This is a genomic window from Lactococcus sp. S64 (genome assembly GCF_016516525.1).
GTDB classification, from domain to species: domain Bacteria; phylum Bacillota; class Bacilli; order Lactobacillales; family Streptococcaceae; genus Lactococcus; species Lactococcus lactis.
In genome coordinates this window covers 22,913-42,154 of record NZ_JACVUQ010000011.1, presented here as the reverse complement: position 1 = coordinate 42,154, position 19,242 = coordinate 22,913, and the positions used below count along the sequence as shown (strand labels likewise).

General features: G+C 36.1%; 19 protein-coding genes and 1 tRNA gene. 3 read left to right on the top strand and 17 right to left on the bottom strand.

Annotated elements, in window-relative coordinates; translation table 11 throughout:
- Positions 1–21 precede the first annotated feature (21 nt).
- The 7 genes from mutS to IAE51_RS10550 form a co-directional block, all read right to left on the bottom strand.
- Positions 22–2,544 (bottom strand): DNA mismatch repair protein MutS, encoded by a 2,523-nt coding sequence (gene mutS, locus IAE51_RS10580; RefSeq protein WP_012898701.1) that lies wholly within the window; start codon positions 2,542–2,544, stop codon positions 22–24.
- 193 nt (positions 2,545–2,737) lie between these two features.
- Positions 2,738–3,085: a RicAFT regulatory complex protein RicA family protein gene (locus IAE51_RS10575; protein WP_012898702.1), complete on the bottom strand. Its 348-nt coding sequence runs from the start codon at positions 3,083–3,085 to the stop codon at positions 2,738–2,740.
- Between the two features lie 215 nt (positions 3,086–3,300).
- Complete coding sequence (locus IAE51_RS10570; protein WP_200095373.1) at positions 3,301–4,182, bottom strand: NAD(P)-dependent oxidoreductase; 882 nt, start codon at positions 4,180–4,182, stop codon at positions 3,301–3,303.
- Positions 4,183–4,223: 41 nt separating this feature from the next.
- Positions 4,224–4,430 carry a hypothetical protein gene (locus IAE51_RS10565; protein ID WP_003132002.1) on the bottom strand — a complete coding sequence of 69 codons (207 nt, stop codon included), beginning with the start codon at positions 4,428–4,430 and terminating at the stop codon, positions 4,224–4,226.
- 71 nt (positions 4,431–4,501) lie between these two features.
- Positions 4,502–4,584, bottom strand: a tRNA-Leu gene (locus IAE51_RS10560).
- A gap of 204 nt (positions 4,585–4,788) precedes the next feature.
- On the bottom strand, positions 4,789–5,166 hold the full coding sequence (locus IAE51_RS10555) for a DUF1634 domain-containing protein (protein ID WP_003132003.1): 378 nt from the start codon (positions 5,164–5,166) through the stop codon (positions 4,789–4,791).
- On the bottom strand, positions 5,166–6,017 hold the full coding sequence (locus tag IAE51_RS10550; protein WP_021463283.1) for a sulfite exporter TauE/SafE family protein: 852 nt from the start codon (positions 6,015–6,017) through the stop codon (positions 5,166–5,168). Before IAE51_RS10550 ends, IAE51_RS10555 begins: the two co-directional genes overlap by 1 nt.
- 185 nt (positions 6,018–6,202) lie before the next feature.
- On the opposite strand from IAE51_RS10550, the gene IAE51_RS10545 reads away from it, so the two are divergent.
- Together IAE51_RS10545 and zwf are read left to right on the top strand one after the other, a co-directional pair.
- A complete protein-coding gene (locus tag IAE51_RS10545; RefSeq protein ID WP_003132007.1) occupies positions 6,203–6,382 on the top strand; it encodes a hypothetical protein in 180 nt (59 codons plus the stop codon).
- Positions 6,383–6,452: 70 nt separating this feature from the next.
- Positions 6,453–7,964 (top strand): glucose-6-phosphate dehydrogenase, encoded by a 1,512-nt coding sequence (gene zwf / locus IAE51_RS10540; RefSeq protein ID WP_012898704.1) that lies wholly within the window; start codon positions 6,453–6,455, stop codon positions 7,962–7,964.
- A 192-nt stretch (positions 7,965–8,156) separates the two neighbouring features.
- Here zwf and IAE51_RS10535 read toward each other — a convergent pair whose 3' ends face one another.
- The 9 genes from IAE51_RS10535 to mreC form a co-directional block, all read right to left on the bottom strand.
- A complete protein-coding gene (locus IAE51_RS10535) occupies positions 8,157–8,684 on the bottom strand; it encodes a YqeG family HAD IIIA-type phosphatase (protein WP_003132009.1) in 528 nt (175 codons plus the stop codon).
- Positions 8,685–8,828: 144 nt separating this feature from the next.
- Complete coding sequence (dnaJ, locus tag IAE51_RS10530; RefSeq protein WP_014570855.1) at positions 8,829–9,968, bottom strand: molecular chaperone DnaJ; 1,140 nt, start codon at positions 9,966–9,968, stop codon at positions 8,829–8,831.
- Between the two features lie 113 nt (positions 9,969–10,081).
- Entirely contained in the window at positions 10,082–10,825 is a 744-nt protein-coding gene (locus tag IAE51_RS10525) for a C39 family peptidase (protein ID WP_017865247.1), read from the bottom strand.
- Positions 10,815–11,537 carry an aspartate/glutamate racemase family protein gene (locus IAE51_RS10520; RefSeq protein WP_187398492.1) on the bottom strand — a complete coding sequence of 241 codons (723 nt, stop codon included), beginning with the start codon at positions 11,535–11,537 and terminating at the stop codon, positions 10,815–10,817. Before IAE51_RS10520 ends, IAE51_RS10525 begins: the two co-directional genes overlap by 11 nt.
- Before the next feature lie 29 nt (positions 11,538–11,566).
- Positions 11,567–12,793: a carboxylate--amine ligase gene (locus IAE51_RS10515; RefSeq protein ID WP_200095371.1), complete on the bottom strand. Its 1,227-nt coding sequence runs from the start codon at positions 12,791–12,793 to the stop codon at positions 11,567–11,569.
- A gap of 11 nt (positions 12,794–12,804) precedes the next feature.
- On the bottom strand, positions 12,805–14,682 hold the full coding sequence (gene asnB, locus IAE51_RS10510; RefSeq protein ID WP_015427227.1) for an asparagine synthase (glutamine-hydrolyzing): 1,878 nt from the start codon (positions 14,680–14,682) through the stop codon (positions 12,805–12,807).
- 122 nt (positions 14,683–14,804) lie between these two features.
- The gene (locus tag IAE51_RS10505; RefSeq protein ID WP_010906400.1) at positions 14,805–16,175 is read right to left on the bottom strand and encodes a CHAP domain-containing protein; all 1,371 of its coding nucleotides are present in this window, start codon (positions 16,173–16,175) and stop codon (positions 14,805–14,807) included.
- Positions 16,176–16,278: 103 nt separating this feature from the next.
- Positions 16,279–16,806 (bottom strand): rod shape-determining protein MreD, encoded by a 528-nt coding sequence (gene mreD / locus IAE51_RS10500; protein ID WP_014570856.1) that lies wholly within the window; start codon positions 16,804–16,806, stop codon positions 16,279–16,281.
- Positions 16,807–16,895: 89 nt separating this feature from the next.
- The gene (gene mreC / locus IAE51_RS10495) at positions 16,896–17,771 is read right to left on the bottom strand and encodes a rod shape-determining protein MreC (protein ID WP_021723246.1); all 876 of its coding nucleotides are present in this window, start codon (positions 17,769–17,771) and stop codon (positions 16,896–16,898) included.
- Between the two features lie 292 nt (positions 17,772–18,063).
- Here mreC and IAE51_RS10490 point away from each other — a divergent pair, with 292 nt between their 5' ends.
- Positions 18,064–18,504 carry an NUDIX hydrolase gene (locus IAE51_RS10490; protein ID WP_021723205.1) on the top strand — a complete coding sequence of 147 codons (441 nt, stop codon included), beginning with the start codon at positions 18,064–18,066 and terminating at the stop codon, positions 18,502–18,504.
- A gap of 27 nt (positions 18,505–18,531) precedes the next feature.
- Here the strand turns inward: IAE51_RS10490 and rpiA are convergent, their stop codons facing one another.
- Positions 18,532–19,206, bottom strand: a complete 675-nt coding sequence (rpiA, locus tag IAE51_RS10485) for a ribose-5-phosphate isomerase RpiA (protein ID WP_003132023.1) — start codon at positions 19,204–19,206, stop codon at positions 18,532–18,534.
- Positions 19,207–19,242 lie beyond the last annotated feature (36 nt).

Genomic DNA, 19,242 nt, shown 5'->3' with positions numbered 1-19,242 from the left:
GAATAAGCCTCGCTACCAAGTTCAAAGTGAATCTTTAAGTTCCCACAAGAAATTCAAAGCCTCTCTTGCAGTCATATTATCAACATTTTGCCTTTTTATCTTTTCAATAATTTCTGAAGAATTTTCGGTAAAATCAAATAAACTAAGTTGTTCTTGTTCATCAGCAACTTTTTTAGCAGGCAAAGGTTTATTTTCTAACTTCTGCAAAATCAAATCTGCTCGCTCTAACAAAGGCTGTGGTAAACCTGCAATTTTCGCCACATGAATCCCATAGGATTTATCAGCTGGTCCCTCTGTTATTTTATGCAAAAAAGTCACATTCCCATTTTGCTCCAAGGTAGCAACATGGACATTATCAAGATGATCGAGCGCTTCATCTAAGTCTGTCAATTCATGATAATGCGTAGCAAACAAGGTCTTTGCCCCAATATGGTCATGAACATATTCAATAATTGCTTGAGCTAGAGCCATCCCATCATAAGTTGCCGTTCCTCGCCCTAATTCATCAAAAATAATCAGGCTGCGACTGCTTGCCTTTTGAATGGCATGATTGGCCTCAGACATTTCAACCATAAAGGTCGATTCCCCTGAAATCAAGTTATCACTGGCACCAATCCGTGTAAAGATGGCATCAAAAATTGGTAAATTGGCTGTTTCTGCTGGAACAAAAGATCCAATTTGAGCCATAATCACCGTCAAAGCAAATTGACGCATGTAGGTTGATTTACCTGACATATTCGGTCCTGTGATGAGTTGAATATCTGTTTGTTCAGGCAGTTCAATATCATTTGGCACATATTCTTGAGCACCCATGACCGCTTCAACGACCGCATGACGACCGCCTTTAATTTCAACAATTCTTGAGCCGTCTGTAAGCGTCGGACGGATATATCCTTGTTTTTCGGCAACGACAGATAGACTTTGTAAACAGTCAATTTCAGCAATTGTTTTGGCTAGAGCTTGTAGTCTGCCAATATATTGCTCCGTTTCAGTCCGAAGGCCCATGAATAAATCATATTCTAGAGATGATGATTTTTCACGCGCTTCCAACATAATTTCTTCAATTTCAGTTAATTCCTGAGAACCAAAACGCTCAGAATTTTTCAAAGTTGCCTTCCGATAAAAATGTTCAGGAACACTATTCAACTGACTTTGAGTAATATGAAAATAATAACCATCCTTACGATTATAATCAATTCGCAGTGTGGAAATTCCTGTCTTGGCTTTTTCATCTGCTTCCAATTTTGCAATCCAAGAAGTCCCATTTTCAAGCGCCTCCCGATATTTATCTAATTGAGCATTGTAGCCTTTTTTAATAATGCCCCCTTCAGTAATCGTTCTTGAGGCATTCTCACTAATAGCTGAATTAATTAAACCAGATAATTCTGGAATTTCGTCTAATTGGCTTTTTAACTCTTCTAATGGAGCTTCATTAAGCATTCCCAAAATATTTTTGATAGCAGGAACATTTGATAAAGAATTAGCCAGCTGCAAAAAATCAACCGGAACAGCCTTACCAAAAGAAACACGTGAAGCCAAACGTTCTAAATCATAGACCCCTTTTAAGGCTTCTATCAAATCGGAACGCTCAAAGAAATGGTCTAAGAAAATTTGAACAATTTCCATTCGTTTTTGAATGGCTGAATTTGAAACCAAAGGACGGTCAATCCACGACCGTAACATTCTGGTTCCCATCGCTGTTTTCGTCTCATCAAGCAACCAATAAAGTGTGCCATGTTTTTTATTTTCTCTTTTATTTGCCGTCAGCTCTAAAGATGATTTTGTCGCAAAGTCCATTTGCAAAAAGTCTTTAATTTCATAATGTTCAACTTCTTGTAAGTGACTCAAATCACGCATTTGTGTTTCTTTGACATAAGCCAACAATTTTGAAGCGACTTGATTTTCTAAGGCGGTCAATCCTGACAAATCTATCAGTAAATTTTCAGGAATTTCAATTTGTTCTGAAATCAAAAGATTCATTTGTCTTTCAAAAACTTTTAACTGACTTTCATCTAAAGTAAAACCAGCTACAATTTCCCGCGCCTTGAGTGAAGCAATTTCTCCTACTACCGCTGAAAATTCGCTGAGCTCTGTCACCTTGAATTCCCCAGTTGATAAGTCCATATAGGAAAGAGCATAATGTTTATCTTTGAAGTCAATTGCCACCAAGAAATTATTATCAACCGAATTTGCAGTGTCAATCGTTGTCCCTGGGGTAATCACCTGTGTTACTGCCCGTTTAACAATTCCGACCGCTTTTTTCGGGTCTTCCATTTGTTCAGCAACAGCCACTTTGTAGCCTAAATCAACCAATTTATCAATGTATTCAGCTGCTGCATGGTGGGGAACACCAGCCATTGGAATTGGATTTTCTGAATTTTTATTTCTTGAAGTCAGGGTTAATTCTAATATTTGGGCAGCATTCACTGCATCATCATAGAAAAGCTCATAAAAATCACCCATCCGAAAGAGCAAGAAAGCATCGGGATAATCTTGTTTGATGTCTAAATATTGTTGCATTCCTGGTGAAATTTTTTCAGCCATTTTTTCTTCCTATCCCATCTAAATTTTACTGACGAAATTCTTAGCATATCCGTAAGAAAATTTAACACTAAATATCCTAAAACAGAAATTCTGTCAGTATTTTTTTATTATATTTTTACTGACAAAAATTCTAGCATCTCCATAAGCAAGCTTACATGGCCTATCCTATGCCAGAATTTCTTGTCAGTACTTTTTATTCACCAGTTTCCAACAAAAGATTTACTTTCTCTTCTAATTCACCAGTGATATATTGAACTAAATCATTGACATCCTCTAATTTTGTAGCATAATCTTCTACCAAAGGATGATGCTTAATCCGTTTTTCAATGACTTGAGCCGACTGTGAAGTCTTTTTGTAAGCCTGTATTTTATCAATTTTTTGATATAAAACAGCCTCTTTTTGTAAAGCTTTCATTTCTTCTTGAGCTTTAAAAAGTTCTTGATTAGCCATTAGTGCTGTTTCAGCTTGTTGAAAATCTTTAACATAATCAAGACTTTTTATTTTTTCAACAAGCAAATCCACTAAGTCATCATAGTGCATCTCAAGCCTCCTTAAAATTTCATTAATTACTAATTATTTCTTTCATTAAAACTCTTAGACTTTATAAAATAATTATAACATATTTGGTAAAGTGACGATACTTCGCTTTATAAATTAGGGTGAAATCTATAAAATATATTTAGTTTTTCAATCACTTCAACTTTTTTATCTATAAAAACAGCCTGAAATGTTCAGGCTGTTTTGCGCTATTTCTCTTATTCTGGACGATGTCCATTTGGCCACCAAAGTTTAATCAAAGCTTGAGTCCCATCATTTTCAAAGCCTTTATCAGCTAATTGCCCATAGAGTTCCTTTGCTCCTCTAGTTGCAGGAAGCTCAAGATTCATTTTTTCTGCCTCAGAAAGTGCAATCCCTAAGTCTTTGATGAAATGCTTAACAAAAAATCCGGCACTATAATCTTCACGGAGAATCCGAGGCCCGTAATTAGCCAAAGACCAAGTAGCACCAGAACCTCCCCCAACAGTATTTAAAACTTTATCCAAATCCAAACCAGCCTTTTGGGCATAAGCTAGAAGCTCAGTCATTCCAGTCATTGTACCCGCAATACAAATTTGGTTAGCCATTTTGGTGTGTTGTCCACTTCCAGCTGCCCCTTGATGAGTAATAGTTTTTCCCATTTTTTCAAATAAAGGCAAAGCTTTCTCATAAGTTTCTGAATCACCACCAACCATAATAGTCAGTGTCGCATTTTTTGCACCCAAATCTCCTCCAGAAACAGGGGCATCAAGTGCGAAAGCTCCAACTTTTTTAGCTTCTTGATAAATTTCTTGTGCTAAAGTTGGCTCAGTCGTCGTCATATCAATAAGAACTTTTCCTGAACAATCATTTTTGAAAATTCCTTCTGCACCAAAATAAACTTCGCGGACGTCCTTAGGATAACCAACAATTGTAATCACAAACTCAGCTTGAGCCGCAGCCTTTTGTGGATTTTCAGCATAAGTTGCACCACGTGCCACAAGACCGTCCGTTTTTGATTTTGTCCGATTATAAACAATTAAATCATGACCAGCGTCCATAAGATGGCCAGCCATTGCAGCTCCCATCACACCCGTACCAATAAATGCTATTTTTGACATTTCTTCTCCTTTATTTAGCAGATTTATAAAATCTGTTTCGTCTAATTTTGGTAATCACGACGTTTACGGGCTTTATCTCCCCGCAACCGTTTGATTTTTCGGTTACGATATTCATCCAATTGATAAGTTTTCAACCATTTTTCAATAGCCACTCGTGAATTTCCTGTTTCTTCGCCAATGCTTGATAAAGAGCGTAAAGGATTTTCATCAATGATTTTCTCTAGTTCTTCTCTTGTTAATCTAGTCATATTTCTCCATCTCTCAAAAAGCTCAAAAGAGCAAAAAACGGCCAGCTTCCAGCCAACCGTCCACTTAATCATGGGGAAGAAGGGATTTGAACCCTCACGCGATTTCTCGCACATGCACCTGAAGCATGCGTGTCTGCCATTCCACCACTTCCCCTACGGATCATAACCTTGTCCTTTTACGTAAGTCGCTAAAGCGACTACTACAAAGGCACTTCCCCTACGGGTCATAACGCTGTCCTTTTACGTAAGTCGCTAAAGCGACTACTATAAAGGCACTTCCCCGGCGGGTCATAACACTTTTCTATAATATCAGTTTAATAGAAAAAATGCAAGTTGAAAATCCGCTATGACGCCCTATTTAAGCACCTCCGTGCCCTACAAACATTGCAACAATTAATATAATCAAAACCAAAGTTGTAATTGCCACATAGAGTTTATCTCCTTCTTTTGCAAAAGCCACAATTGAAGCAACTACTCGCAAAACAGGAGTCAAAATTAAGAGGAATAATCCAGTCATCAACCAAGCCAATGCTTTAAATTCAACTAAACCACTTAAAATTTCATTAAATTTATCTGGCCAAACCCCTTCAGCATAACCAGAATGGCCGCTTAGGAGAAACATCAAAATTCCAATAATAATGACTGTAGTACTAACAAATACACCAATCCTAAGAATTTTTCCGATATTTCGCTCTATTTTGAGTAACTCTTCTTTTGTTAATTCTTTATTTACCATTAGAGCGATACCCCCAATCCTTTAAGCAACATTTGCAATGCCATAATCAAAATAACTGGAATGAAAATCAATCGAATTGTTTTTGCTGGTAACTTAGGCATAATTTTTGAGCCCAAAGCTGCACCGGCAACAATCCCAATAGCAAGCGGACCTGCTAAACTTGGATTAACATAGCCATTGAAAAAATAAACCGTTGCAGAAGCCGCTGCTGTTACCCCAATCATCAAATTTGAAGTCGCTGTTGAAGCTTTTAAAGGCATTTTCATCATTGAATCCATTGCCATGACCTTAAAGACCCCAGAACCAATTCCCAAAAGACCTGACGCAACACCAGCACCAAGCATTACAGCAGCACCACCTGGAACCTTTTCTACTTGATAAGGAATTTCTTTGCCAAGTTGTTTATCGTAATAGCTTGAGTTTAATTTTAACTTCTCAGCTATCTTATCTGACTCAACCTTTTGAACAACTTCCTCACCTTTATGCATTTTCCGCCACATATTGTAGCCTTGGAAAATCAAAAGACAACCAAATAAAATATTTAAAATCGTAGCATCAAAAAATCCTGCTAAAATTGCACCAACTAAACCACCAATTGTGGTAAATATTTCCAAAAACATAGCGGTACGAACATTAATCATATCATCTTTCAGATAAGAAATGGCCGCACCAGAACTTGTTGCAATAACGGCAACAATACTTGCCCCAATGGCATATTTAATATCAACACCAAAAAATGTCGTAATAATAGGCGTGATAATAATTCCACCCCCAAGACCCAAAATTGAGCCAAATACCCCTGCGACGAAACCAAGAAGTAACATCAACAGAGTAAATACTAATAAAGACATGTGTTTCTCCAATCTAATAACCCTATTTTACCAAAAACTTTTTAAAGCTGCTTGTTCCTTTGATTAAGATACTTTATCAAGAACATTTAAATCCTATTCTATTTTTTACAACCCCAATTTATGATATAATTCTTATAAGATTAATGCTTCACAAGAGTTTTTGAGGCAACTTATTGGAGGTTAAAATGAATAGACAAGAACTTGAGACACGACTTCGTCAAGAGCTAGCAATTCCCTTTTATAATGCTAAAATAGCCGAGCGCGATTATAGCGAGTCCGAATTTCAAGAAATGAAAGCTGAACTCAAAGCCGATATTGAACAGTACGCTCATGATTACGTCAATGAAACTAATACAAATGGTTAAATTTTACTGACAGAAATTCTAAATCAGTCTGTCAGTAAATTAATTATTGTTTTTTAAAAAAGGAAAAAATATGACCGAACAAAAACAAGCACTTTTCACCATCTTCGGAGCAACTGGTGACCTCGCTAAAAGAAAGCTCTACCCTTCACTCTTTCGCCTTTTCAAAAAAGGTGAGCTAGCTGACAATTTTGCAGTCATTGGTACCGCTCGCCGTCCATGGACAAACGAATATTATCGTGAAGTTGTTTTAGAGTCTATCAAAGATTTAATGAACTCAAAAACAGAAGCCGAAAATTTCGCCAGCCATTTTTATTATCAAAGTCACGATGTTAGCGACAGCTCACATTACGTTAACTTAAAAGATTTGGGTGAAAAATTGCGTAAACAGTATAAAACTGCTGGCAATCAAGTCTTCTTTTTAGCAATGGCTCCTCAATTTTTTGGCACTATCGCTGAACACCTTAAATCAGAAAATATTTTGACAGGTGAGGGTTTTGAGAGAATCGTCATTGAAAAACCATTTGGAACAAGCTACGATACGGCAAAATCACTTAATGACAGCCTCGCAAAAGTATTTAGTGAAGAACAAATTTTCCGAATCGACCACTACCTTGGAAAAGAAATGATCCAGGCCGTTTCTGCCGTTCGTTTTGCCAATCCAATCTTTGAATCGCTTTGGAATAATCAACACATTGATAACGTTCAGATTACTTTTGCCGAATTTATCGGTGTTGAAGACCGTGGCGGTTACTACGAAACTTCTGGTGCTTTAAAAGATATGATTCAAAACCATGTCTTACAAGTACTCAGCCTCATTGCCATGGAAAAACCTGAAAAATTTGATGAATCTTATATTGTAAAAGAAAAAGTTAAAGCCCTTAATGCAATCCGTCAATATTCTTCTGAGGAAGCTTTAGAAAACTTCGTTCGTGGTCAATATATCGCAGGACGTTTTGACGGTGAAGATTACCTAGGCTATCGCGAAGAAGATTCTGTTGCAACAGACAGTCGAACTGAAACTTTCGCTGCTGGAAAATTTGTCATTGATAATGAGCGTTGGTCAGGCGTCCCTTTCTATGTTCGCTCAGGAAAACGTATGACTGAAAAAGGAACTCGTATTAATATCGTTTTCAAAAAAGATAAAGACAATCTCTTTGCAGAAAATTGCGATGACCAATCCGTTCAAAATGTTTTGACCATTTATATTCAACCAACTGAAGGGTTTTCACTTTCAGTAAATGGAAAAGCGGCTGGTCAAGGCTTCCATTTAGAGCCTTTGCGGTTAAATTTCCGACACGATAGTGAATTTCTTGGAAATTCTCCTGAAGCATATGAAAAACTTTTCCTAGATGTCCTTAATGGAGATGGAACAAATTTCTCACATTGGGAAGAAGCGGCTCGCGCCTGGGAACTTATTGATGTTATTCGAGAAGCTTGGGATAAAGAAACTTCTGAGCTTCCAACTTATGCAGCTCGCACAATGGGACCTAAGGCTGCATTTGACTTACTAGAAAAAAATGGTCACGAATGGGCTTGGCAACCTGATTTATGGTATCAAGAACGTGGTTACTACAATAAATAAAGAAAAAAACCTGTCTTAACGATAGGTTTTTTATCTTTTCCACAAACTTTTACACAGTTTTCCACACATTTGTGGAAAGACTTCACAATTATGTGGAAAACTTTCTGTTTTTATCCGTAAAATAAGATAAAAAAAGGATTTTACTTGTGAATTTATTTTTCCACAGGTAAAATTCTTTTTTGAAATCTTTTTTTATAAACTTGTTTTCCACACAGGCTCACCATCTCGAGCAATCAATTTTTTCCAAACACGTCGTTCACGCCAACGATTCACTTGTGTACTCCAAGAGTCTGATGCAACTAAAGGTTTGACTAAAATACTTCTGACGCCGGCACGATGAGCAGCTCTAATATCCGTCATCAATTGATCACCAACCATAATCACATTTTCAGGACGCTCATCAAGCAATCTCAAGGCTTTTTTTATCCCCCAAGCAAAAGGTTTCATTGCCCGCCAAATATATTGAACACCAAACTTTTCCACAGCACGAGCAACTCTTGCTTGTTTATTATTTGATACAACCACCACTTTTAAACCATTTTCTCGCATATCCAAAAGCCAAGCCAAAAGCTCTGGAGTTCCGTCAGGATTATCCCAGGCAATTAAAGTATTGTCCAAATCCACCATTACGGCACGAACATTCAAGGCTTGCAGACGTTTAGGGTCTAGTTGATAGACAGCTTCCACTAAATAATCAGGCTTATAATTATCAATTTTCATGCCCCTATTATATCAAAAACTTACAGAAATTCCTGTTTTCTTCCCTAAAAATACTGACAAACTTGTCAGCAAAAAAATAGAGAACAAAATTACTGACAGAACAAAAAAAGCCGCCAAAAGCGACTTTTACTTTTATTTTTATTTTTATTTAAACTTATCAAAGAAACCTTTTTTACCTGAACCAGAGACTTCAACACCACTTGCTTTAGCAAAAGCTTGGAGCGCTTCTTTTTGAGCTTGATTCAAATTCTTAGGAGTGACAATATTGATAATAACATATTGGTCACCATTACCAGAACCACGGAGTTTTGGCGCACCTTTACCTTTTAGACGGAAATTAGCCCCTGTTTGTGTTCCAGCAGGAATTTTCAACTTCACATTTCCATGAACAGTCGGAACTTCAATTTCATCACCTAAAGCAGCTTGAACAAAGTCCATTGGCATCTTGTAGTAAATTTCTGCACCATCACGCTCAAATTTGTCTGAAGCTTCCACTTGGAAAACAACATACAAATCACCATAAGGTCCACCATTTACACCAGCATCACCTTGTCCTTGCAAACGCATTTTTTGTCCAGTTTCAACACCAGCAGGTACAGTAACCTTAACAGTATGTGCCACTTTTTCATGACCTGAACCATGACAAGTTTCACATTTCTCTTTGATTTCTTTACCTGTTCCGTTACAAACATCACATGTTACTTGTGTTTGCATCCGTCCAAGTGGTGTATCACGAACAACATTAATTTGTCCACGACCACCACATTTATGACAAGTTTCTGGATGTGTGCCAGCTTTCGCTCCAGAACCTCCACAAGTGTGACAAAGTTCTTCACGATTATATTTGACTTGTTTTTCCACGCCAAAAATAGCTTCTTCAAATTTTAAGTTTATCCGATACTGTAAGTCATCTCCTTGACGGGGTGCATTAGGGTTAACTTGTGCACCACCTCCTCCAAAGAAACTTGAGAATATATCTTCAAAACCACCAAAGCCACCTGAGCTACCGCCGAAACCAGAGAAACCAGAAGCTCCGCCGAAGCCACCGCCACCAAAGCCGCCATTGGCTCCAGCTTCACCATATTGGTCATAAGCAGCACGCTTTTGTTCATCCGAAAGCGTTTCGTATGCTTCTTGAACTTCTTTATATTTTTCTTCAGCACCCTCTTCTTTATTTAAATCGGGGTGATATTTTTTGGACATTTTACGATAAGCTTTTTTTATTTCATCTTGACTGGCATTTTTATCGACACCTAGTCGTTCATAATATTCAGTATTATTCATTTCTAAATTACTCACTTCCTTTACTAAATCAATTTTTCAATAGCACTATTTTACCACGTTTTTTCATTTTTGGCAAAAAAATTAGCACTCTTTTTATAAGAGTGCTAATTACACTATAAAAATTCTATCGCAAATTGATTTGTTCCACTATAAACCGAATCAACTGTAGATTCAGCCAACCAATATTTTCCTTTTATTGGATCAGTAACATGAAACTCATTTTTCTTTTCGTTATACCCATCTAAAATAACAGCATGCGTATTAGCTACAACCTTATAACCGTAATAATCATCGTAAGTGATATTGGGTTCATCAAAATCAATCGTCACCCACATTTCAACTAAATGTTCTGATAAAACAGCATCTTTAATCTCGCTAATACTTTTTCCAGATAAGTCAGCAACTTGGATATTATTTTCTTGAGCAAAACTCATCAAAGCTGTGGGCCAAATCGTTGGAAAACCACCATCCGGGATGTCTTCATCAGACGTCCAAGGATTCCCAGCATAACCACTTCCTGGATCACCTCCCCAACCCACATACGGCAAAGATTCAATCCAATCAGTGACCGTCCTACCCTGAGTTTTATCCAAATAGACCAATGCATTGTAAAAAGAAACAATTTCACATCCCTGGTAGGCTCCGATTGTCATTTGATTAACATCACCAGTTTTCATCAAAACATAATCGTACTTACCCTTACGATCAGTTTGGACAAAAGTTTTTGATGCAGATGTTAATTTTTTATCTTCTTGATTCTTAGGATTTACAATTAAAGTAAAAATAAGTAGACAGGCCACAAGAACAAATAAAATTACGATCCTTTTTTTAAAAAGTTTTTTCTTTTTAATAGTCATCTAATAAATCTTTTTTTCCCATCATAGATATTGTTCGATGTACAGTTTCAGCTTGTGCATCTATTATATTGTACTCTTTTGTCAAATCATAGGCTTCATATAAGACTGACAATTCTGTACAACCTAAAATGGTTACTTCACAATTCATTTCTGACGCGACATCAGACAAAATTTCCTTATAAAGTTCAAAATTAAGATTTCTATTTTCCTTAACTTCTTGATAAATCAAGCGATTTACCTTTTCTTGCAATTGATCATCTGGAATTACCGCTTCATATCCTTGTTCTTCCAAGGCCTTACGATAAACTCCTGTCAAAATTGTTCCTTCAGTCGCTAGCACGGCCACCTTCTTAGCTTTTGGAAAGTGATGGCTAATACTATCAACGGCAATGCGTGGCATATGTAGAATCGGAATTTCTGTTGCTTTTTGCATCTCATCAAAATAATAATGAGCCGTGTTACAAGGAACAACGAAAAATTTTGGTGAAAGTTGACTGTGAATCTTAATATCATCAATCAATTTTTCTTCTGGATTTTCCAATGAAGGATTCTTGATATAATCTGTTCGGTCAGGAATTGTCGCATGATTAACTACGATATAATTCAAATAATCTTGGTCACGATAAGCCTCTGTTCGTTCATTCAGCGTATGAATAAAACTTTCAGTCGCAAGAGTACCCATCCCCCCCAAGATTGTAAAGAAGTTTTCCATTATATCCCCCTGTCCTTCTTATTTAATTTTTATTTGTGAAAGTACGTTTTAAATGCCCTAATATAGCGATGGAATGCATATTTCATCAAAAGATAACGTTTTGGTGAGTTATCCTTAGAATAAAATAGAGTTGTCCCATAGTTTCCTGAATTAATAAAACGACGAATTTCTTCTTTAAAACTAGGATTTACATATTTGAGCAATACTTTTTTAGGAACCCCTAACCAAAGTTTTGAACCTTTTCCATAAATTGTCTCAGTAAAAGGTTCATTGTTAATACGGTCAGCAACTAAATAACGTGTCAAATTGTAACCATTTAAAGTAACATAAAAGGAGCTACGTCCTTGACGTAAGTTAATTTCAAAAAGTTTATAAGAGCCATCACGTGGGTCATATTTCATATCAAAATTAGCAAAGCCTGTATATTCAATTTTTTCAAGAAAATCCTGAATTTGTTGATAAACTTGTTGATTATAATCAGGCAAAATCGCCACATAATTCCCAATCGCTTTTGGACTTGGATCCTCAAGTAAGGGATGACCCAAACACATCATGCGAACTTTATGATTTTTATCTACATAAGCGTTCAGAACACGCATATTTTCATCCCCTCCAGGAATGAAATCTTGAATAATCATCTCATCAGGATAACCAGCTTCATAGCAACGATGCAGCATCAACTTCATTTCTTCGTTAGATGCAATCGTGAACGCTTTTTTCTGTCCTTCAAAGTGCACATCTAAATAAGAAATAGAATTCCCTGGTTTTAAAATCATTGGATAAGGGAAAGTTAACTCATCTACTAAAGTATCTATTTCTGATTTTGGATTAACTAATACCGTTTTTGGATAAGGTAAATTATATTGTTCACAGATATTGTAAAAATCAGGCTTATTTTCTAATTGACGATAAAGCGCGTAGTCAATATAAGGCACTTCAAAAAATTTCGAAAGTTCCTCACGATATTTTGAAGCAAGTAGGGCATAACCGTCCCCACAAGCTACTAAAAGATATTTTTTCTTACTGTCTTTATGTTTACTTGCAAAATCACGAAGCACCTGAATAAAAGTTTCTTCATGGTCAAAATTTTCATGAGTTTGTACTTCAACAATTTTTGAATACTTTGTTGGAGCTAATCCAGAAGCACTTAAAGCCAGAGAAGTAATTCCAAATTCTTCATGAAATGAACGAGCCATTCCATAGACGTTGATATCAGAACCTAACAAGATAGGTTGAAATTTATTTGTTTGTGACACAAAAACCTCCCTTAAAAATTAACCACAGCAGGTTTTTCACCATTGTTGATGAAGTAAACATCATACCAAGTCAAAAATGAATAAATTGTCCAGAGTTTACGACGTGCATCATTTTTATCTGCAAAGTTATCATCCAACATCTTCAAGAGTTTTTCTTGATCGAAGAATTCAGCAACAAAATCTTGTTCAAATAATTGACGAACAACTTTATAATATTTTTCTTCTCGCAACCAGTCTTTAATTGGCACTGGGAAGCCTAATTTTTTACGATTTGACCATTCTTCTGGTAAATGACGACGAGCTGCTTGGCGGAAAGCATACTTTGTATTATGCTCATTCAAAAGATATTTTGTAGGAATTTGTTCCGCTGTATGCATCAATTCAATATCAAGTAGTGGAACACGCAATTCAAGTGAGTGTGCCATTGCCATTTTATCAGCTTTAAGCAGGATATCTCCTGGCATCCATTGGTGCATATCAAGATATTGCATTTTACGAAGTTCAGAACCTTCTGGGGCCTTTTTGTAAGTTTTTCCAACAATATCTTTAACAGTTGGAGCTGCTTTAAATTCTTCTTTCAAAAGCTCTACTGATTCAGACTCATCAAACACTTTCGCTTGACCGATAAAGAAATCTTCAGCAGGCGCAAGTGATTCATAAAGATGTTTTTGACCTTTGAAATGTTTATTTTCAATACCACGAGCAATTGAGAAACGTAAAGATTTTGGTAATTTCTTCAAACCTTCTGCGAAAACACGAACCGCACGAGAATTTGTACTAAATCCATAAGACTCATAACCAGCAAAAAGCTCATCGGCACCTTCACCGCTCATTACAACACGTACATCACGTGCTGCTAATTCTGCGAGGAAGAAGAGTGGCACACAAGAAGGATTTGAATCTGGTTCATCCAAATAATATTGAATTTGTGGGAAATACTTGAACGCTTCATCTCCATGGATTTCACGAGAAGTATTGTTCAAACCAATCATATCAGTCAATTGTTTGGCTTGTTTAGATTCATTGAAAGTTCCTTGACCAAAACCAATAGAATAAGTATGTTCAGGACGAAGCGTTGAAGCAACATAACTAGAATCGACACCACTTGATACAAAAGCTCCAACTTCTACGTCAGCAAATTTATGAGCGTCAACAGAACCCAAAACAGTCTTATCAATCAAATCAATTGATTCTTCCAAGCTCATATCTTTTTCATCAACTTTCATATCCCAATAAGGTTTGATATCCAAGACCCCATCTTTGTAAGTAAAGTAATGACCTTCTTTGATACGAAAAACATTTTTAAAGAAAGTTTCATCAAGAGCAGAGTATTGGAAAGTCATGTAAGGTTTTAAAGCTTCTTTATTTAATTCTTTTTTGAAGTTTGGATGTTTCAAAAAACTTTTAATTTCTGAACCATACATGAAAGTTCCACCCATTTGAGTATAGTAAAGTGGTTTGATACCAAAATGATCCCGAGCACCAAACAATTCTTGTTTTTCTCTATCCCAAATAACAAAAGCGAACATTCCACGAAGCTTTTGAAGAAGTTCTACACCATATTCTTCATAACCATGCAAAAGAACTTCTGTATCAGCATGAGTTGTAAAATCATGACCTTTAGAGATAAGGTCCTCACGTAATTCGCGGAAGTTATAAATTTCACCATTAAAAGTAATCAATTTACTTTTATCTTCATTGAAAATGGGTTGGTCTCCACCTTCAAGGTCAATAATACTCAAACGACGAAAACCAATTGCGGCACCCTCATCAATAAATTCACCTGAACTACTTGGACCACGGTGAACAATAGTATTCATCATTTCTTCTAAAGTTTTTGATTTATCATTTTGATTCATCCGGTCAATAAAGCCGACAATTCCACACATTTGTATCTATCCCCTTATCATTTTTCCTTATTATTATACCACAATAATAAAAAATGATTTGACAGAAGGAAAATTATTCCCCACTATCAAATCACTATTTTTTTATTTATTAAAAATTTGAACTAGTTTGGCATCAAGAATGTTACACCAGACGCACTTACAGTGCGTTCATGTCCCCACCAAGTTGTACCATATCCACCTTCTTTAATGGTAATTGTACCATTTGAGTTAACTGATTTTACAATAGCAACGTGACCGTAAGGTGAATTTGCATATCCAACAAAATCAGCTGAGAAGCTTGATGCGATAACACCAGGTGCAGCTCCTACAACATGGAGTACACCTTGGGCAGGACCATTAGTTGCCCATTGCCCACCATTACCTGGCATGATATTTCTGATGTAGATTCCTTGTGCAGCAAAGTATTGCCATACATAGTCAGTACATCCACCACCAGCATAAGGATTAGCAATTGGTGTGCTATTAATACCTGATGAACTTGAACCACCAGTATTACCAGTACCAGCAGCATTATTGTTACCAGTATTTGTACTTCCACCACCATTAGAGCTATTAGAGCTTGATGAGCTATTAGAGCTTGATGAATTGCTACTTGAGCTGCTTGAATTTGATGATGTATTATTGCTACTTGTGTTTGAACTTGATGAACTTGATTGTGAAGCTTGACTAGATGAAACAGTTGAAGTTGCTTCTTCTACCGCTTTAGTTGTTGCTGCTGTAGAAGCTGCCTGAGCTTTAGCGGCCTCTTTTTGTTGTGCTTCATAAGCTGCTTGTTTTTTAGCTGCTTCTTGAGCTGCTTTTTCTGCGGCTGCTTTTTCATCTAATAAAGATTGTTTTTTATCTTGCGCAGTAGCAATTGTTGCTTGATAATTCAAAGTAGCAACTTTAAGTTCAGCTTGTTGTGAAGTCAACTCTTGAGCTTGAGAATCTAAACTTTGTGAAAGAGAAACGAACTGGTTATAGTTCTTTTTAACAGTTTCTGATTTTTGACTAAGTTCTTTTTGCTCTTTTTCTTGTTGTTCCAACATTTGTTTGTTGGCACTAGAAACTGTAGCAATTGCTGTTACTTTTTGAATAACATCTGTCAAAGATTTTGAATTAACAACAGCATCCATATAGTTTGTTGCTGAGCTGTTAACTTGAGCACTACGTGCTTGAGCTTCCAATGTCTTTGTACGTTCTGCGATACTTTCATTCAATGTTGCAATTTGTGCATTAAGCGCTTTTGCTTCACTTTCGATTTTAGCAATTTGAGCTTTTGTGCTTGCTTGTTTTTGTTGTAAGCTATCAACTTTTGATTGTAAGCTATCAACTTGTGCTTGGGCTTGAGCCTTTGCAGACTGCGCACTTGAAATTGTCGCATCTTGTTTAGCAATATCTGAATTTGTGTCAGCGTAGACCCCTGACAACGGTGCTGCAGCAGAGAGTACCACTGTAGACATTAAAATAGCTGAGATAATCTTTTTTTTCATAACTGTAATTTTTTAATTTTTCCTCCCATTAAGTTCGGTTGAATAAACATATTATACTATTCCTACCCGCCCAAAATATTTCTTTATGGTTACAAAACGCTTTCTAATTGTATCTTCCGTGACTTTTCTTTAATCTGTAAAAGATTTCTAAAGGAAATTGCAAGGCTACAGCCAAGATAATATTAAGCAAAAGTGTAGGTGCTAGCTGGTAAACAACAAAATTAATAAAGTTTAAATGTGCAAATCCAAAAGCTACCATAATGATTGCACTAAAAACTTCAAAAGCCGTCACAATAATAATTGTTGTAAATAACCGTGTCCAGCGATTAGTAAATATGGTTATCTGTATATTATATATAAAAAGAGCAATAAGTGGGAACAATAAGGTCGCAATTCCATAAATCCCTAGATAATAACTATCATATATTGCCCCCAAAACTGCCGCTAAGATGATAATATAGCTTGGTCTGTGCTGAGTGACACTGTACATCAGAAATATCAAAAATAAATGACTCACTGGTACCCACGTCCCGCTGCTAACCCCCGTTAATATATGGGTAATTTGACCGTCCAAAATCATTAGTAAAAAAAGAATAATTGGACTAAAAAATTGAAATGTAAATCGACTCACTACTTAATTCCTTATATTCTAGTTGGTTTTAACAAATTAATGCTTTATTTCCATAAGCAAAATAATAATTAATACTTATCTAGCAAAAACTACTGACCGTCAATTTTGCTTTTGACCACAAAGACGAATCTAATATCATAGAGATTTGTTTCTGGTTTGATATAAACCATTTTACCAAGGCCATCACTATCTTGCTTTTCACCGATAACCTTTCCTATAAGTAAACCACTTGGTGTTCCACCTTGACTACCAGAATTCGTTCCAAGACCACTAGTAAAAACGGAATCTCCATTTTTAAATTTCCCTTGTGAGTCGATATTTTTAACTACATAAGCCTCTTGTTGGGAATCATAGCTGCTCAAAATGCCATAAATAGGTGAGCCGTCACTTTCAATTCTTACAGGAATTTTATTATCAATTCCTTTAGAAGAACTTAAAAGTGCAACTTTTGAACTATTTTTATTCACTTGAGTTACTCGACCAACAACGCCACCATTTGCCATAACAATCATACCTGTTGTCAAGCCATCCTTACTACCGCTATCAATCACTAGTGTATCATTCCATGAAGAAGGCTCACGAGTAATCACATTTGCAGCAACCGTTTGATAATCAGTTAAAGTTTCTTGGAGTTTCAAAGCTTTTTTCAACTCTTTATTTTCTGACTCAAGGCCGCTTAATTTATTATCATCATCTTTTGACTTTGCCAATTGTGTTTTTAAACTTTGGTTTTGTTGGTAGGTATCCATCAGATTCGACAATTCATTAGCCTTGTCTTGAACAAAGTGGATAGGTGCCACAAGTACTCTGTCAATAAAACTTGTCCCATCATTAATGGTTTGGGTCATTGCTGACGGATTACGGTTAGACTTAAAATTTTTGGCAGAGATAAAAATTGCTGACATCGCTGCAATAATGATAATGAGTGCAATAATAATAAGCTTACTTAAGTTAATTTTTTTCACTATTCTATGTTCCCTTCGGTAATATGTTTCAAACTCTCTAAATTAAATTTGAAAGCTCTGTGATTTCACATAGCCCTTTGCATAAGCAAAAGCAATTCTTATATCGTTTATCTCTTTGAACTAATCTTCACTTTCAATCCGATAGTCGTATAAGTTCTTCTTACTCGTACCTTATTTTATCAAATTTGACAGAATTTTGATAGAATAGTAGTAATAAATTTCTGTAAGCGGTTTTTAACTATTTTAAAATAGTTATGTTTATCATAATAATCAGTATTGGGGAGAATTTTTTATGAATCATATTCCAGTTTTCGGTGAAAAAAATGAAGAGAAAAATTATCAGGCAAGATATGGTGTCTATTCGATTGTCGCAAAAGAGAATAAAGAAATTTGTCTCGTCCAGGCACCCAATGGAGCTTATTTTCTTCCTGGGGGAGAAATTGAAGCGGGTGAAGATCAAGAAAAAGCACTTCATCGTGAACTCATGGAAGAGTTAGGAGCTACCGCTGAAATTGGAGAATTTTTAGGGCAAGCAGATGAATATTTTTATAGTTCGCATCGTGATAAATATTATTATAATCCCGCCTATATTTATAATACTAAGAATGTCCGCTTTGATTCCAAACCTCTCGAAGATTTTAACCATATTAGCTGGTTTGACCCAGAAACAGCTATTAGTAAACTCAAACGTGGCTCTCATAAATGGGGAGTTCAAGAGTGGTTAAAGAAATAAAAAATCGTCTGATTGACGATTTTTTATTTACTTATTTATTATTCTTACGCCTTCGTTGCCAGCAACAATCACTTTTTTAACCATGTTATTAAAGAGGCCGTGTTCAACAACTCCAACCATTAAATCAAGCTCTTCAGCAAGTTTTTCTGGTTCTTTAATTTGAGAGATATGAAGGTCAATAATAAAGTGATGCATATCCGTTATCAATCTCTCGTTTTCCTCATTTAGACGCCAAGTTGGAGCATAGCCAGCCGCTTCGAATTTTTTAAAAACTTGTTGTGAGCCATAAGGAATAACTTCTACAGGAATTTTAAAGGACCCTAGATTTTCTGATAATTTACTTTCATCAACAATCCAAATATAGTCTTTTGAGTAGGTTGCAACAATTTTTTCCATTAGAAGTGCTGCTCCACCACCTTTAATACCATTTAGTGAAGAATCAATTTCATCTGCGCCATCAACTGTTAAATCAACATAATCTACTTCGTCAATAGAGGCTAAAGGAATTCCAAGAGCTCTGGCTTGGCTACTTGTTACATTGGACGTTGTTACACCCGTAATTTCCAATTGTTCTTCGGCAATTCTTCGACCCAATTCTTCGACAAAATAGGCTGCTGTTGACCCAGTTCCTAAACCAACGACCATTCCCGATTTAACAAATTCAGCAGCTTTTATGCCGACTTGTTTTTTTAAATTATCCATTTTACCTCCTTGAATACTTTGATATCATGCTGACCT

Bases quoted from the DNA above. Each gene is read 5' to 3' on its own strand.
- IAE51_RS10535 (WP_003132009.1), bottom strand. From the start codon at position 8,684: ATGAAAATTGATAATTATAAGCCTGATTATTTAGTGGAAGCTGTCTAT.
- IAE51_RS10505 (WP_010906400.1), bottom strand. From the start codon at position 16,175: ATGAAAAAAAAGATTATCTCAGCTATTTTAATGTCTACAGTGGTACTC.
- IAE51_RS10525 (WP_017865247.1), bottom strand. From the start codon at position 10,825: ATGACTATTAAAAAGAAAAAACTTTTTAAAAAAAGGATCGTAATTTTA.
- IAE51_RS10565 (WP_003132002.1), bottom strand. From the start codon at position 4,430: ATGACTAGATTAACAAGAGAAGAACTAGAGAAAATCATTGATGAAAAT.
- IAE51_RS10520 (WP_187398492.1), bottom strand. From the start codon at position 11,537: ATGGAAAACTTCTTTACAATCTTGGGGGGGATGGGTACTCTTGCGACT.
- zwf (WP_012898704.1), top strand. From the start codon at position 6,453: ATGACCGAACAAAAACAAGCACTTTTCACCATCTTCGGAGCAACTGGT.
- asnB (WP_015427227.1), bottom strand. From the start codon at position 14,682: ATGTGTGGAATTGTCGGCTTTATTGACCGGATGAATCAAAATGATAAA.
- mutS (WP_012898701.1), bottom strand. From the start codon at position 2,544: ATGGCTGAAAAAATTTCACCAGGAATGCAACAATATTTAGACATCAAA.
- IAE51_RS10545 (WP_003132007.1), top strand. From the start codon at position 6,203: ATGAATAGACAAGAACTTGAGACACGACTTCGTCAAGAGCTAGCAATT.
- dnaJ (WP_014570855.1), bottom strand. From the start codon at position 9,968: ATGAATAATACTGAATATTATGAACGACTAGGTGTCGATAAAAATGCC.
- IAE51_RS10550 (WP_021463283.1), bottom strand. From the start codon at position 6,017: ATGTCTTTATTAGTATTTACTCTGTTGATGTTACTTCTTGGTTTCGTC.
- IAE51_RS10570 (WP_200095373.1), bottom strand. From the start codon at position 4,182: ATGTCAAAAATAGCATTTATTGGTACGGGTGTGATGGGAGCTGCAATG.
- rpiA (WP_003132023.1), bottom strand. From the start codon at position 19,206: ATGGATAATTTAAAAAAACAAGTCGGCATAAAAGCTGCTGAATTTGTT.
- IAE51_RS10490 (WP_021723205.1), top strand. From the start codon at position 18,064: ATGAATCATATTCCAGTTTTCGGTGAAAAAAATGAAGAGAAAAATTAT.
- IAE51_RS10555 (WP_003132003.1), bottom strand. From the start codon at position 5,166: ATGGTAAATAAAGAATTAACAAAAGAAGAGTTACTCAAAATAGAGCGA.
- IAE51_RS10575 (WP_012898702.1), bottom strand. From the start codon at position 3,085: ATGCACTATGATGACTTAGTGGATTTGCTTGTTGAAAAAATAAAAAGT.